15 protein-coding genes are annotated in these 14,814 nt (G+C 71.9%); 10 read left to right on the forward strand and 5 right to left on the reverse strand.

The genetic code is table 11. The features are described 5' to 3' along the window. Positions 1-13: 13 nt before the first annotated feature. Positions 14-682: a GDSL-type esterase/lipase family protein gene (locus OG625_RS16855; RefSeq protein WP_329381228.1), complete on the reverse strand. Its 669-nt coding sequence runs from the start codon at positions 680-682 to the stop codon at positions 14-16. Between the two features lie 76 nt (positions 683-758). Between OG625_RS16855 and OG625_RS16860 the strand changes: the two genes are divergently transcribed. Further along, complete coding sequence (locus OG625_RS16860) at positions 759-1,772, forward strand: WD40 repeat domain-containing protein (RefSeq protein WP_329381231.1); 1,014 nt, start codon at positions 759-761, stop codon at positions 1,770-1,772. A gap of 38 nt (positions 1,773-1,810) precedes the next feature. On the opposite strand, the gene OG625_RS16865 is transcribed toward OG625_RS16860, so the two are convergent. Beyond that, positions 1,811-3,145, reverse strand: coding sequence for a lipopolysaccharide biosynthesis protein (locus tag OG625_RS16865; RefSeq protein WP_329381233.1), 1,335 nt, complete (start codon positions 3,143-3,145; stop codon positions 1,811-1,813). Next, positions 3,142-4,119: a dTDP-glucose 4,6-dehydratase gene (rfbB, locus tag OG625_RS16870; RefSeq protein ID WP_329381236.1), complete on the reverse strand. Its 978-nt coding sequence runs from the start codon at positions 4,117-4,119 to the stop codon at positions 3,142-3,144. Before rfbB ends, OG625_RS16865 begins: the two co-directional genes overlap by 4 nt. Before the next feature lie 150 nt (positions 4,120-4,269). Here rfbB and rfbA point away from each other — a divergent pair, with 150 nt between their 5' ends. Genes rfbA through OG625_RS16890 form a run of 4 tightly spaced genes read left to right on the forward strand, consistent with a single transcriptional unit; the run spans position 4,270 to position 7,706 of the window. Next, complete coding sequence (rfbA, locus tag OG625_RS16875) at positions 4,270-5,145, forward strand: glucose-1-phosphate thymidylyltransferase RfbA (RefSeq protein WP_443067725.1); 876 nt, start codon at positions 4,270-4,272, stop codon at positions 5,143-5,145. After that, positions 5,142-5,747, forward strand: coding sequence for a dTDP-4-dehydrorhamnose 3,5-epimerase family protein (locus OG625_RS16880; RefSeq protein WP_329381239.1), 606 nt, complete (start codon positions 5,142-5,144; stop codon positions 5,745-5,747). Before rfbA ends, OG625_RS16880 begins: the two co-directional genes overlap by 4 nt. Before the next feature lie 52 nt (positions 5,748-5,799). Next, positions 5,800-6,696 (forward strand): glycosyltransferase family 2 protein, encoded by an 897-nt coding sequence (locus OG625_RS16885; protein WP_329381242.1) that lies wholly within the window; start codon positions 5,800-5,802, stop codon positions 6,694-6,696. 50 nt (positions 6,697-6,746) lie between these two features. After that, positions 6,747-7,706, forward strand: a complete 960-nt coding sequence (locus OG625_RS16890) for an NAD-dependent epimerase/dehydratase family protein (protein WP_329381245.1) — start codon at positions 6,747-6,749, stop codon at positions 7,704-7,706. A gap of 64 nt (positions 7,707-7,770) precedes the next feature. Here OG625_RS16890 and OG625_RS16895 read toward each other — a convergent pair whose 3' ends face one another. Beyond that, on the reverse strand, positions 7,771-8,712 hold the full coding sequence (locus tag OG625_RS16895; protein WP_329381248.1) for a DUF3027 domain-containing protein: 942 nt from the start codon (positions 8,710-8,712) through the stop codon (positions 7,771-7,773). A gap of 349 nt (positions 8,713-9,061) precedes the next feature. Here OG625_RS16895 and OG625_RS16900 point away from each other — a divergent pair, with 349 nt between their 5' ends. The 4 genes from OG625_RS16900 (at position 9,062) to OG625_RS16915 (ending at position 12,787) form a co-directional block, all read left to right on the forward strand. Next, positions 9,062-10,441: an MFS transporter gene (locus OG625_RS16900; RefSeq protein ID WP_329381251.1), complete on the forward strand. Its 1,380-nt coding sequence runs from the start codon at positions 9,062-9,064 to the stop codon at positions 10,439-10,441. Between the two features lie 256 nt (positions 10,442-10,697). Beyond that, the gene (locus OG625_RS16905) at positions 10,698-11,186 is read left to right on the forward strand and encodes a DUF2771 domain-containing protein (RefSeq protein WP_329381254.1); all 489 of its coding nucleotides are present in this window, start codon (positions 10,698-10,700) and stop codon (positions 11,184-11,186) included. A gap of 13 nt (positions 11,187-11,199) precedes the next feature. Then, positions 11,200-11,949, forward strand: a complete 750-nt coding sequence (locus OG625_RS16910) for a futalosine hydrolase (RefSeq protein ID WP_329381257.1) — start codon at positions 11,200-11,202, stop codon at positions 11,947-11,949. Continuing rightward, on the forward strand, positions 11,912-12,787 hold the full coding sequence (locus OG625_RS16915) for a 1,4-dihydroxy-6-naphthoate synthase (RefSeq protein ID WP_329381260.1): 876 nt from the start codon (positions 11,912-11,914) through the stop codon (positions 12,785-12,787). Before OG625_RS16910 ends, OG625_RS16915 begins: the two co-directional genes overlap by 38 nt. A 128-nt stretch (positions 12,788-12,915) precedes the next feature. On the opposite strand, the gene OG625_RS16920 is transcribed toward OG625_RS16915, so the two are convergent. Beyond that, entirely contained in the window at positions 12,916-13,299 is a 384-nt protein-coding gene (locus OG625_RS16920) for a cold-shock protein (RefSeq protein ID WP_329381263.1), read from the reverse strand. 295 nt (positions 13,300-13,594) lie between these two features. On the opposite strand from OG625_RS16920, the gene OG625_RS16925 reads away from it, so the two are divergent. Next, complete coding sequence (locus OG625_RS16925; protein ID WP_329381266.1) at positions 13,595-14,797, forward strand: acyltransferase family protein; 1,203 nt, start codon at positions 13,595-13,597, stop codon at positions 14,795-14,797. Positions 14,798-14,814: the final 17 nt, after the last annotated feature.

A 14,814-nucleotide genomic window follows, 5' to 3' on the forward strand; every position in this document is an offset into this window, starting at 1 on the left:
AGGGCTACGGGTGTCAGACCTGCGGCCGGTAGAGCCCGCCGATGCCCCAGGCCTGGTGCAGTGCCGCCGCGAACTCCCCCGCCAGCCGGTGCTCGCCGGAGGCGTTGGGGTGGGTGCCGTCGTAGGTGTCGCTGTGGATGTCGTACGAGGCCGGGCGCGCGGCCAGCAGGACGGGCGAGGCGGCGCTGCTCAGGTCGGCGACCGCCTTCGCCAGCAGCTCGTTGAAGCGGTCCACCTCGGCCGCGAACGGCGCGTCCTCCTCGGCCCGGACGTTCGGTATCACCGGGAGGAGAACCATCCGTATCGCCGGACGAGCCGCGCGTGCCTCGGCGATGAACCGTCGGGCGTTGGCGGCGGTCTCGTCGGCCTTCGTGTAGAAGCCGAGGTCGATCAGGCCGAGGGAGACGAGCAGGACGTCGGCGGCGCCGTCCCGCACGGCGGGCCCGATGAGGGGCGCCATGTGCTGCCAGCCCTCGCCCCAGCCGGCCAGGTGCCGGCGGGCGTGCGCGGGGAAGGCCGGGTCGGCGTAGTCGGTGGAGCCCTCGTACAGCTCGTGGCGCGGCCCGACTATCTCGTAGGGGCCGTCGAAGGTGGCGTCGAGGTGCTGCCACATCCGGTAGCGCCAGGTGTAGTCGCCGGCGCGTCCGATGGTCATGGAGTCGCCGACGAACATGAAACGCATCCGGTCATCATCGCGGATCCCCCGCCGTGAGCAGCTGTGATGCCGGACACGCGGGTCGGGCTGGCACGCTGGGGGGATGCGCATGCTGCCCGTGTCTTCCGCCGCCGTCGCCGTGGCCCTGTTCTCCCTGCCCTCCGCAGCCTCTGCGGCCTTCGCGGCACAGGCCCCCGGGGCGTCCTCGTTCACCATCGCCGACCCCCGGATCAAGGAGTCGAGCGGGCTCGCGGCCAGCCGGATCCACCCGGGCGTGTACTGGACTCACAACGACAGCGACGACGGCCCGTACGTGTACGCCGTGGACTCGGCCACGGGCAAGACGGTGGCCCGGGTCACGCTCACGGGCATCGGGAAACCGCGTGACGTCGAGGCGATCTCGCTGGGGCCGGACGGGCAGTTGTACGTCGGCGACATCGGCGACAACCTGGGCGGGACCTGGGACCACGTGTGGATCTACCGCTTCCAGGAGCCGAAGGAACTGGGCGACGGCAACATCACCGTCAAGGCGGCCCAGTTCACGGTGCGGTACGCCGACGGGCCGCGCAACGCGGAGGCGCTGATGGTGCATCCGGTGTCGGGGCGGGTGTACATCGCGAGCAAGGACGAGAACAAGGGCGGGCTGTACGAGGGCCCCGCGGCGCTGTCGGGCAGCGGGACGAACGTGTTCCGGCGGGTCGCGGACGTGCCGTGGGTGACGGACGGGGCGTTCTCCCCCGACGGGGGGCGGCTGACCCTGCGGGGGTACTTCACGGCCCGCAGCTACCCGTGGAAGGACGGGCGGCCGGAGGGTGAGGGCGAGCGGGTCGACGCGCCGTGGCAGGGGCAGGCTGAGTCGGTGACGTACACCGCGGACGGAGGGACGCTGATGTTCGGCTCGGAAGGCGCGTCCAGCCGCGTGGTCGCGGTCCCGGTGGCGTCGGCGACCCCGGCCCCCTCCGGGTCCGCGTCCGCGGCCCCGGCCGCCCCTGGCTCCGCCGCGGAGGAGCCGCCGGCGCCGCAGGGCGGCTTCACGAAGGGCGCGCTCGTCCTGGCAGCGGCCCTCGTCCTGGTCTTCGCTGCGAAGCGCCTCTTCCGGCGCCGTGCAGGGGACTGACCCCCGGGCCCCTGGGGCTCCGCCCCAGACCCCGCGCCTCAAACGCCGGCGGGGCTGGATTTCGGCGCGGCTGGATTCGGGCGGCGCAGGAAGGACAGCCACAGGGGCACCGCCATGCCGATGACCGCCGTGAGCGAGGAGAGGGTGTAGGCGAGGCAGACGCGGGTGGCGACGTCGCCGGGGATCAGGGTGACCACGATCAGGACCACGGTGGCGACGGTCCAGCCGAGCAGTTGCAGCCGGTGCTTGTGCAGGACCAGCAGGGCCTGTCCGAGGACCATGGCCAGCATGTAGAAGAGGGTGCCGGCGGAGATCCAGAAGAACGCGGCGTACCCGAGCCCCTCCTCGGCCTTGAAGAGCACCTGGATGAGCCACGGGCCGAGCAGGGTGGCGGGGACGCCCCCGGCCAGGCCGAGCGCGGTGACCACCAGGGAGGTCCGGCCGAGCAGCTTGGAGAAGCCGTCCCGGTCCCCGGCGGCGGCGGTGGAGGACAGGCCGGAGAGCAGCGAGGCCTGGAGCGAGCCGAAGACGAAGAGGGGTACGCGGGCCAGCACGATCGCGTTCAGCAGACCGGCGACGAGCGCGCCCTCCGTGGGTGCCAGCAGCTTCGTGCTGACCACGGCGGCGTTGACGACGACCTGGGAGAGCAGGGTCGAGACGATGAGCGGGCCGAGCCCGCCGAGGAGCACCTGCCAGCGGGGCGCGGGACCCGTACCGAGCCCGCGCAGGACCGGGCCGGAGGTAACGAGGGCGGCGACGAGCGGGGCCACCACGAGGATCAGCGCGAAGGCCAGCGGGGAGCGGATCCCGGCGAGGGCGAAGGCCCCGGCGAGGCCGATGCGCAGGAGGCCGTCGATGGCCAGCTGCCAGCCGAAGGGGGCGAAGCGGCCGAGGCCGGCCAGGATGCCGCGGCAGATGTTGCTCAACGCCATGGCGGCGAAGGCCAGGACGAGCGTGCCGACCATTTCGGTGTGGCCGTAGAAGAAGGTGTCGGCGAGCAGCGGGGTCGCCCACCACACCCCGGCGGAGAGCAGGACGACCACGCCGAGGGTGAGCCCGGCGAGCCGGCGCACGACGCCGGAGACGCCCGTGCCGGCGACGCGGTGCGCGGCGACGATCCGGGTGAGTTCTTGTTCGACGGGGAAGAACAGGCCGATGCCGACGGACATGAGGATCGTCCACAGCACCGAGAGGGCGGCCATGCCCTCGGTGTCGAGGCTGTGGCCGGCCGCCATCAGGTGGACGTACGAGGCGGCCCCGAGCACGACCGTGCCGCTGATCACCAGCATGGTGCCGGGCGGCAGGGTGCTCGCGATCCTCGCCAGCGGCGACCGCTTCACGGTCGCGGTCGCCGTGGCGTCCGGTGTGTTCACGACTGCTGGGCGGCCTTCACCTTGAGCGGCTCCCACCATGCGCGGTTCTCGCGGTACCAGGCGATCGTGGACTTGATGCCGTCCTCGAAGGTGACCTGCGGCGCGTAACCGAGCTCTTCGCTGATCTTGCTGATGTCGATGGAGTAGCGCAGGTCGTGGCCCTTGCGGTCCTCGACCCGGTCGACCATCTCCCAGCCGACGCCCGCGGCTTCCAGCAGGACGCCGGTGAGTTCCTTGTTGGTGAGCTCGGTGCCGCCGCCGATGTTGTAGACCTCGCCGGCGCGGCCCTTGAGCAGCGCCAGCTCGATGCCGCGGCAGTGGTCGGAGACGTGCAGCCAGTCACGGACGTTGCCGCCGTCGCCGTAGAGCGGGACGTGCTTGCCGTCCATCAGGTTGGAGACGAACAGCGGGATGACCTTCTCGGGGAACTGGTACGGCCCGTAGTTGTTCGAGCAGCGCGTCACCACGACGTCCATGCCGTGCGTGCGGTGGTAGGCCAGCGCCAGCAGGTCGGAGGAGGCCTTCGAGGCGGAGTACGGGGAGTTCGGCGCGAGCGGCCACTCCTCGGTCCAGGAGCCCTCGGTGATCGAGCCGTACACCTCGTCGGTGGAGACGTGCACGAAGCGGCCGACGCCGTGCTTGCGGGCGGCGTCCAGCAGCACCTGCGTGCCGACCACGTTGGTCATGACGAAGGGGCCCGCGCCGGCGATGGAGCGGTCCACGTGGGACTCGGCGGCGAAGTGCACCACCGCGTCGTGGCCGGGCATCACCTGGTCGACGGCGTCGACGTCGCAGATGTCCCCGCGGACGAAGCTGTAGCCGGAGTGACCTGCGACGGGGGCGAGGTTCTCCTCGACGCCCGAGTAGGTCAGCTTGTCGAATACCGTGATCTTGGCGGCAGGGTCCGCGGACAGGAGAGAGCGGACGAACTGCGAGCCGATGAAACCGGCGCCACCGGTCACGAGAATGCGCATAGTGGTTTCACTTTAGCTGGGCCATGTGGGTGAGCAGTATCCAGCGCCCCCGGGGGCGCCGCGAGGGGACCCCGGTGTTGCGCCTGCGTACCCCGTGGGTTAACCCCGTGGGTTAACGGCGCCGAAGGGGCGCAACGTATGGTGGCACGCATGCGTGGAATTCTCCTGGCGGGCGGTACCGGCTCCCGGCTCTGGCCCCTGACACGAGCCGTGTCGAAGCAGCTCCTGCCCGTTTTCGACAAGCCGATGATCTATTACCCGCTTTCCACGCTGGTCATGGCGGGGATTCGCGAGATCCTGATCATCACGACCCCCCAGGACCAGGAGCAGTTCCAGCGGCTCCTCGGCGACGGATCACAGTTCGGCCTCGACCTGCAGTACACGGTCCAGGAGCGCCCCGAGGGCATCGCGCAGGCCTTCGTGCTCGGCGCGGACTTCATCGGGGACGAGCCGGTCGCGCTGATCCTCGGCGACAACATCTTCCACGGCAGCGGCCTCGGCACGCGCCTGGCCGAGCGCACCGACCCCAAGGGCGGCATCGTCTTCGCCTACCCCGTCGCGGACGCGACCGCGTACGGCGTGGTCGAGTTCGACGCGGACGGCAAGGTCATCTCCATCGAGGAGAAGCCCGAGAAGCCGAAGTCCCGCTACGCGGTGCCCGGCCTGTACTTCTACGACAACCGCGTCGTGGAGATCGCCCGCACGATCACCCCGAGCGCCCGCGGCGAGCTGGAGATAACCGCCGTCAACGACGCCTACCTGCAGAGCGGTGACCTGGAGGTCACCGTCCTCGACCGCGGTACGGCCTGGCTGGACACCGGCACCTTCGTCTCCATGGTCCAGGCCTCCGAGTTCGTGCGCGTCATCGAGGAACGCCAGGGCTTCAAGATCGGCTGCATCGAGGAGGCGGCCTGGCGGGCCGGCTTCGTCTCCGACGAGCAGCTGCGCGAGCTGGCCGAGCCGCTGCGCAAGAGCGGCTACGGCGACTACCTGGTGGACCTGCTCGACGAGGAGACCGGCCGATGAAGATCCGCGAGCTCTCCATCGAGGGCGCCTGGGAGATCACCCCGGTACAGCACGGCGACCCGCGCGGGCTGTTCATGGAGTGGTACCGCTTCGACCACCTCGCCGAGGCCGTCGGCCACCCGCTGCGCCTCGCCCAGGGCAACCTCTCCGTGTCGGCGAAGGACGTCGTGCGCGGCATCCACTTCGCCGACGTCCCGCCCGGCCAGGCCAAGTACGTCACCTGTGTGCGCGGGGCCGTCCTCGACGTGATCGTGGACCTGCGTGTGGGATCGCCCACGTTCGGCCGGTACGAGTTCGTCCGCCTCGACGACGTGGACCGCCGCGCGGTCTACATCTCGGAGGGCCTGGGCCACGGCTTCTGCGCGCTGACGGACGACGCGACGCTCTCCTACATCTGCTCGGAGACGTTCAACCCCACCGCGGAGCACTCGGTCCACCCGCTCGACCCCGACCTCGCGATCGACTGGCCGGCCGGCGCCGCCGCCCAGCTGTCGGCGCGGGACGCGGCCGCGCCCTCGCTCGCCGAGGCGATCGAGTCCGGCCTGCTGCCGGACTACGAGGAGTGCCTGAGCTACCGCCGGTCGCTGCGCGACGGCGGCTGAGCCCTCCGACTCCTGCCCCGTCCCGCCTCCCGAAAGCTTCGGTGCGTCACACATGACCACTCTCGACATCATGCTGCCCTACTACGGCGACGTGGCCCTGATGCAGGCCGCGGTGCGCAGCATCCTGGCCCAGAGCGACCCGAACTGGCGGCTGACGGTGGTGGACGACGGCCAGGAGCCCTCCGTCCCCGGCTGGTTCGCGGAGCTCGACGACCCGCGCGTCTCGTACCAGCGCAACGAGCAGAACCTGGGCGTCACCGGCAACTACCGCAAGTGCCTGGGCCTGGTCCGCGAAGAGCACTTCGTGATGATGGGCACCGACGACATCATGCTGCCCGAGTACGTGGCCACGGTGCGGGCCGCGATAGCCAAGCACCCGGGGATAGGCATGGTGCAGCCCGGCGTCCAGGTCATCGACGGCGCGGGCAAGCCCGCCGAGGGCCTGGTCGACCAGGCCAAGAAGCGGGTGTACGCGCCCCGCGTCAACGGCGAGCTGCTGATGGGCGGCGAACCGCTCGCGACCAGCCTGCTGCGCGGGTGCTGGGTGTACTTCCCCTCCATCTGCTGGCGCACCGAAGCCGTCCGCAAGGCGGGCTTCCGGGACGGCCTGGAGGTCACCCAGGACCTCGCCCTGGAGATCGACCTGATCCAGGCCGGCGAGCAGATGCTGATCTCCGAGACCCTGTGCTTCCAGTACCGCCGGCACGCGGTCAGCATCTCCTCCCAGCAGGCCTTCACCGGCCGCCGCTTCCAGGAGGCCAACCGCTTCTTCGTGGAGGTCGCGGACCGGCTGGACGCGCAGGGCTGGACGAAGGCCGCCAAGGCCTCCCGGCTGCACCTGTCCTCCCGGATCCACGCCGCGACGATGCTGCCCGGCGCGCTGAAGAACCGGCAGGCCGACGGCGCCCGCACCCTCCTGCGGCACGTAGCCGGCGCCGACATCCGCTAGGGGGTATCCCCCCTACCCCCCACCTTCCGACCTGCCCGGAGCCGATCCCCATGTCTGTCACCAGCTCTCCCCTGCCCCGCGTGGCCGTCCTCGGAGCGACCGGCTTCATAGGCCGGGCGCTGTGCGCCACGCTCGACGAGCGCGGCCACGGGCTGCTCGCCATCGCCCGCAAGACGCCGTCCTCCCCGCTGCCCGGCGCGTTCGCCGCATTCGACCTCACCGTCGACCCGCCGGCCGTGCTGGCCGACCTCCTGACGGAGCACCGGATCGACGTCGTCGTCAACGCGGCCGGTGGCATGTGGGGCCTGACGGACGAGCAGATGATCCCCGCCAACCTCGGCATGGTCTCCCGCCTGCTGGAGACGCTGGAACTCATGCCGCAGCCGCCGCGGCTGGTGCAGATCGGCACCGTCCACGAGTACGGCACCTTCCCCATCGGCGTGACGTACACCGAGGACTCCCCCGCGCGTCCCGAGACGGCCTACGGGCAGCTGAAGCTCGAAGCCACCGAGCTGATCGCCGACACCATCCGCACCAAGGGCCTCGACGCCGTCGTCCTGCGCCTGGGCAACGTCATCGGCGCGGGCCAGCCCTCGCACAGCCTGCTCGGCGTCATGGCCGGCAAGCTCGTCGAGGGCCAGGCCGCCGGCGGCGCGGAGCTGTCGCTGATGCCGCTCACCGCGCAGCGCGAGTTCCTCCACCTGCAGGACGGGATCGACGCGATGGTCGCCGCCCTCGCCCCGGCCGGCCCGTGCCCGCCCGTCCTCAACCTGGGCCTCGGCCGGGCGACTTCGGCCCGGGAGCTGGTCGAGCTGCTGATCGAGGAGAGCGGCGTGCCGACGCGCGTCACGGAGGTGCCCGCACCGGCCGGCACCGGCCCGGAGACCGAGTGGCACCAGCTCGACATCAGCGCCACCGAGAAGGCGCTGGGCTGGAAGCCGGTCCGCAGCCTGCGCGACGCCGTCGCCGAGCTGTGGCAGCACGCCGACGCGGCCAACGCCCGAGCCTGAGGCTGAACCCGCCCCTGAGGCCGGACCCCGAGGCCGGACCCGGTATCCGGGCCCGGCCGGGCCGTCAGGAGTGGCCCAGGTCCTCGGAGCGGAGGTCCGCAGGGGGCACCGATCCCGTGTCCGCGGCCGGAGCGGCGGGGTGCAGCTGGAATTCGTCCGCGGCCATCGAGTCGAGCACCGGCGGCGCGGGCCTCGGCGGCGCCGGCATGACCGCGGCCTCCGAGTGGCCTCCGCAGCCGTAGGACAGCGACACCAGACGGCCGTCGGCCGGGCTGAACTCGTTCGCGCAGACGCCGAAGGCCTGGCCGAGGGAGCCGCCGATCGCGACGAGGAACCCGCACGACACGCACGAGGCGGGCGCCGCCTGCGCCATCGGGGTCTTCGCGCCGAAGGACTCGTCCCAGCGGTCGGCCGCGCTGTGCAGCCCGTACCGGGACAGGACGCGCGCCCGGCGCATGCCCAGTTCCTCGGCGACCGAGGTGATGGAGCCGCGGACCGGGACCACCGTACGGTCGGTGACGTCGGCGTCCTCCGCCTCGACCAGTTCGGCCATCTCGGTGGAAACCACCGAGTTCGGCGGCGGGGCGTCCTCGCCCGACCAGCCCTGCTCCAGCCGCAGGTCCTCGGCGTCGGTGGGCAGCAGGTCGCCCGGACCCATGTCGCCGGGGCGCAGCCGCTCGCTCCACGGCACCCACTCCGGGGCGAGGAGCGCGTCGTCGCCGGGCAGCAGCACCGTTTCGTCGAGGGTGACGTTCTTCGCGCGGGAGGCGCGGGTCACGGTGACGGCCCAGCGCCAGCCCCGGTAGCCCGGTTCCTTGCACTCGAAGAAGTGGGTGACGACCCGGTCGCCCTCCGCGACGGCGGAGACGTGCTCTCCCACCACTCCGGGGAAGGCGGCCTCCTCGGCCGACGCTCGGGCGAGTTCTACCGCCTCGACACACAGGCGGTCGGGGGCGGGGATACGCGGGGTACGCGGGGTACGGCTTCGCGTCGTCGCAGCACTCACTGGTCTCGTTCTCTCCTACGCCGTCTCACGTGTGCGCCGTCCGTACTGTCGTCCACAACGACCCGTCGGTGCTGTCCGTACGTGGCGCGGGCGGAGCGGACCAGAGGGCCGCGTCGACGTCCGCACCCGATCGGACTCCGGGCGCACCTTTATGCGATCCATTCTGCGGGATCGCGAAGAGGCGCGCGGCCAGGAGCAACCGCCGGTGGCGCGCTACGCACGCTACCTCCTCCGAAGCCTTCGGCCCACATGCAAGGTCCGATTCGCGGACATGGAGCGGACACGGAGCGGACGTGGAGGCGGGACGGGCCCGGGCGAGCACGCGCCGGGAGGGCTCCCGGAGGGCAGGGTGGGGCACTATGGCCACGTGGCACCCGTACGGTCGTCCGCCGACGGCTCGGGACCGGCCAAGCGGGCCGGCCGGGCCCTGGGGCGTGCCCTGCACCTGCCGATCACCGGTACGGCACGCGGGATCCGGCGGGCCACGCACGCGCACGGGGCCGGTGAATCGGGCCTCGGCAAGCTGATCGAACTGCACGCCATCAACGGCGCCGGCGACATGATGATCACGGTGGCGCTGGCGTCGACGGTTTTCTTCTCCGTCCCCACGGACGAGGCCCGCGGCCGGGTGGCCCTGTACCTGGGCATCACGATGGCCCCCTTCATCCTGCTGGCCCCGGTGATCGGCCCGCTGCTGGACCGTCTGCCGCACGGACGCCGGGCCTCCATGGCGGCCGCGATGCTGGCCCGCGCGCTGCTGGCGGTGTTGATGTCGGGCGCGGTGGCCACGGGCGGGCTGGAGCTGTATCCGGCGGCGCTCGGTGTCCTCGTCGCGTCCAAGTCGTACGGGGTCGTGCGCAGCGCGGTGGTCCCGCGCCTGCTCCCGCCCAAGTTCTCACTCGTCAAGGCGAACTCCCGCGTCACGCTGGCCGGTCTGCTCGCCACGGGGGTGGCGGCGCCGGTGGGCGCCGGACTCCAGCTGATCGGGCCTCAGTGGCCGTTGTACGGGGCCAGCGCCGTCTTCATCTGGGGGACCTTCGCGGCCTTCACGCTGCCGCACAAGGTGGACGAGGCGAAGGGCGAGCGCCGGGCGCGGCTGTCGACGCACGAGGCGCACTCGAAGCGGCCGGGGCTGCGGACGGTGAGCCGTTCGGTGCTGTGCGGGCTCCTCGCGAACGCCGCCATGCGCGGGCTGTCCGGGTTCCTGATCTTCTTCCTGGCGTTCCTGCTGCGCGAGCACCCGCTGGGCGGGCAGAGCGCGGCGGTGTCGCTGGGCATCGTGGCCGTCTCGGCGGGCGTCGGCAACGCGTGCGGGACGGCGGTGGGCGCGTGGCTCCGGGCGCGGGCGCCGGAGGCGATCATCGCGGCCGTCCTGAGCTTCACCCTCGGGGTGGCGGTGCTGGCGGCGGTCTTCTTCAGCGGGCTGTTCATGGCCGTACTGGCCGCGACGGCGGGCTTCTGCCAGGCGCTCGCGAAGCTCTCGCTGGACGCGATGATCCAGCGGGACGTCCCGGAGGCCGTACGCACCTCCGCGTTCGCCCGCTCGGAGACGCTGCTGCAGGTGGCGTGGGTGCTGGGCGGTGCGATCGGCATCGCCCTGCCGCTGAACGGGGTGCTGGGCATGTCCGTGGCCGCCACTGTGGTCGCCCTGGGCACGACGATGGCCCTCCGCGGCCTGGCCTCGGCCCCCCGCCACCACCCGGGGACCCCCCGCCCCCGAGTCGCCTAACCGCCTGGCGCAGCACCTCCTCCTGGGGCGGAGCCCCGGGGGGCCGCGGAGCGGCACCTCCAGCCCCTCCGGCGTTTGAGGAGCGGGTCTGGGCGGAGCCCAGGGGGCCGCGGAGCGGCGCTTTCAGGCTCGCCGGCGATTGAAGGCCGGGGGCCGGGGCGGAGTCCCGGGAGCGGGGCCCGGTCGACACGACGGCGCGCCGCAGCGAGGGACCCCGTGCAGCGGCGCAGCCCAGCGGCCCGATAGCCTTCGGCTCATGACCGCACCGCTTTTCTCGGGTAGGGCCCGCCGCAGCGTCGCGGCCCTCGGAGCCGTGTCCGCCGGCCTCCTCCTCCTCTCGGCCTGCGACAAGCCGACACCGCTGGCGACCGTGACGGTCGGCACCTCGTCGGTGTCCGCCGAATCCGAATGCCACTCCGCCAAGGAACCGCTCTCCATCGAGAGGGTCCAGGAGTGCGTCACCGACCTCAAGGACGCCAAGACCATCGAGTACGGCCGCGGCGACACCCTGCGCCTCGGCGTCGAGCCGGATGTCGTCGAGGACGGCAAGCGCTGGTCGGCGATCCTCGACGGCCAGCCGATCACCGAGCCGTCGTCGAACACCTACCGCAGCTTCCCCGGCGCGGACGTGTTCGCGACCGGCGGCCAGGGCGAGGCCCCGACCTCCAAGAAGCTGGCCATCCTGCAGATCGCCGAGGACGGCAAGCCGCTCGCCGTCTGGTCCTTCAACCTCAAGCTCAAGTAACCGGCGGCCACCGGTGCGCGCGCTCGTCGTGACCGCGGTGGCGGCGGAGGCAGACTCCGTCGTGACCGGTCTGACCCCTCATCCGGACACCCCCGGCGCTGAGCCGCGCACCCTCCCCGGTGGCTACCGCACGACCCGGCGGGACCTCCCCGGCATCGCCCTCGACGTGCTCGTCGGGGGCGTCGGGCCGGCCGCGGCCGCCGCCGGCACCGCCACCGCCCTGGCCCTCGCCGACTACACCCTCGTGGTCTGCGCGGGCATCGGCGGCGGGTTCGCTCCCGCCGCCCCCGTCGGCTCCCTCGTGGTCGCCGACGCGATCGTCGCCGCCGACCTGGGGGCCGAGACCCCCGACGGCTTCCTCGACGTCACCGCCCTCGGCTTCGGGCACAGCGTGCACCTGCCTCCCGCAGAGCTCGCCGCCCGCGCCGCCGAGGCGACGGGGGCGCTGCTCGCGCCCGTGCTGACCGTCTCCACCGTCACCGGCACCGCCGACCGGGCCGCCGCGCTCGCCGCCCGGCACCCGATGGCCGGCGCCGAGGCCATGGAGGGCTTCGGGGTCGCGGAGGCGGCCGCCGCGCACGGGCTGCCCGTACTGGAGATCCGCGCCGTGTCCAACGCCGTGGGCCCGCGTGACCGCGCCGCCTGGCGGATCGGGGACGCGCTCGGCGCGCTCGCCGACGGCTTCCGCGCGCTGGGCCCCGTACTCGCGAACTGGGGAGAACGCCATGAGCAAGGCCATGAGCACCGCCATGAGCACCGGTGAGGCTCTGAGGATCGCCTACTCGCCCTGCCCGAACGACACCTTCGTCTTCGACGCGTGGGCGCACGGCCGGATCCCGGGGGCGCCCGCCCTCGACGTCACCTTCGCCGACATCGACATCACCAACGGCATGGCCGAGCGCGGCGAGCTCGACGTGCTGAAGGTCTCGTACGCCGTCCTCCCGTGGGTGCTGGAGGAGTACGCGCTGCTCCCCTGCGGCGGGGCCCTGGGGCGCGGGTGCGGGCCGCTCGTGCTCACGAGGGAACCGGGCCTCGACCTCACCGGCAAGACGGTCGCCGTGCCCAGCGAGCGCTCCACCGCCTACCTGCTGTTCCGGCTCTGGGCGGCGGACGTGCTGCCCGACGGGGTCGGCAAGGTCGTCGTCCTGCCGTTCAACGAGATCATGCCCGCGGTCCGCGACGGCCGGGTGGACGCCGGGCTGGTCATCCACGAGGCCCGGTTCACCTATCAGGGCTACGGACTGCACTGCCTGGCCGACATGGGCGAGCACTGGGAGTCCACGACCGGCCTGCCGATCCCGCTCGGCGCGATCATCGCCAAGCGTTCGCTGGGCACGGACACCCTGCGGGCGCTGGCCGAATCCGCCCGTACGTCGGTCCGGATGGCCTGGGACGACCCGGAGGCCTCCCGCCCGTACGTACGCGCCCACGCGCAGGAGCTGGACCCGGCCGTCGCCGACCAGCACATCGGCCTGTACGTCAACGAGTTCACGGCCGGGCTCGGCGAGGACGGGTACGCGGCGGTGCGCGGGCTGCTGACCCGGGCCGCGGCCGAGGGTCTGGTACCGGCCATCGCCCCCGGCGCGCTCGACTTCCCGTAGGTCCGGAGTCCGGTAGGCCGCCAGTCGGGCAGCCCGTGGGTCCGGCAGTCCGGAAACGGCTGTGCCCCGCCGCTCTTCCGAGTGGCGGGGCACAGGCGTACGTACGAGCGTGCGTGGGTGCGCTCGGGTCAGACGTCGAGCTGGTCCGCCACCGCGCGCAGCAGTCCGGCGATCTTCCCGCCGTGCGTCTTGTCGGGGTAGCGGCCCCGCTCCAGCATCGGCGTGATGTTCTCCAGGAGCGTCGTGAGGTCCTGCACGATCGAGGCGAGCTCGTCGGGCTTGCGCCGCTGCGCGGCCGCGACGGACGGCGCCGGATCCAGCACCGTCACGGAAAGGGCCTGGTCACCGCGCTGGCCGGCGACCACGCCGAACTCGACGCGCTGCCCGGGCTTGAGGGACTCGACCCCGGCGGGGAGCACCGACGAGTGGACGAAGACGTCGCCGCCGTCGTCGCGGGAGAGGAAGCCGAAGCCCTTCTCACTGTTGAACCACTTGACCTTGCCGGTGGGCAAAGCACGCACCCCGTCTCACATACCCGAAACCGAACCAACATGTCTGAGCAGGTCAGGGTATCCATGTCCCAGGGCCGTTACTGCCTGCTTTTCGCTGTGAAGAGTCTCCCCTCACAACCACCCCGTCAAGCATGGCCGAAGGCCCTCTGCCCGGATCTCGTCCATGGGGGTCACAACCCGCCGGCGGCCGTCGCGCGGGTATCGTCTCCCCGTTGCACTTCTGTCGTAGCCCACGCGGTGGGTCGCCGCGGAAAGACCCTCCGACCGAACGAGAACGACTATGCCGCCCTCCTCCGTGAAGCCAGCAGACGACCACATACCGTTCGTGCAGCCCGCTCAGGACCCGGCGCAGGACCCGCGGCCGCGGGCGTCGTCCGCTCCGGCCCCCGGCGCCCGCAGGTCGGCACCCCGGCTGTACGTCCTCGACGGGCTGCGCCTGATCGCGGCCCTCGGCGTCCTCGCGTTCCACTGGACCGCTTCCGCGGACGCCGCGGACGCGTACGGCAAGGCCCCGTCCCAGTTCATGCCGGGCATCTCGTCGGTCACGTCGTTCGGCTGGCTCGGCGTGCAGCTGTTCTTCATCATCAGCGGCTTCGTGATCTGCATGAGCTGCTGGGGGCGCAAGCCCGGCGACTTCTTCGTCTCGCGGGTCATCCGCATCTACCCCGGCTACTGGGCGGCCGTCCTCCTGACGACGGCCGTGCTCGTGCTGGTGCCCCATCTGGGCCGGCCCGGCGCCCGGGAGGGCGTGGACATCAAGATGGTGCTGGCGAACCTCACGATGTTCGAGACCCAGCTGGGTTTCCGGCGGATGGACGGCGTCTACTGGACGCTCTGGGCGGAGCTGCAGTTCTACCTGCTCTTCGCGATCGTCGTGACGATGGGCCTGACCTACCGCCGGGTCGTCGCGTTCTGCGGGATCTGGGCCACCGCCTCGATCCTGGCGCCGGAGACGAACATCCCGCTCCTGCAGACGTTCGCGATGCCGCAGGAGGCCCCGTACTTCATCGCGGGCGTGGCGATGTTCCTGATGTACCGCTTCGGGCCGAACCTGATGCTGTGGGGGATCGTCGGATTCACCTGGCTCGTCGCGATCAGCCGCATCCACACGATGAAGGGGATCTACGACGACGCCGTGCAGCGGCCGCTCTCCTGGGCGGTCATCGCCGTCATCATCACCCTCTGCTACGTGCTGATCATCGCGGTGGCCCTCGGCTTCTTCGACCGGATCCAGTGGAAGTGGCTGACGGTCGCCGGAGCGCTGACCTACCCGCTCTACCTCATCCACCAGGAAGCCGGCTGGACCCTGATCCACTGGCTGCGCACCCTGGGCACCGGGACGGGCGCGGCCCTCGCCATCGCCCTGGTCGTGGCGCTCGTCACGGCCTGGCTGATCCACCGGCTCGTGGAACGTCCGGTCAGCGGCCTGATGAAGCGGCACCTGAACAAGTCCCTCACCGCCATGCGCACGGCCTCCGACCGGCCCGACCCGAAGTAGCGAAGTGGCCCAGTAGC

The sequence above is a fragment of the Streptomyces sp. NBC_01351 genome (assembly GCF_036237315.1).
Taxonomy (GTDB): Bacteria; Actinomycetota; Actinomycetes; order Streptomycetales; family Streptomycetaceae; genus Streptomyces.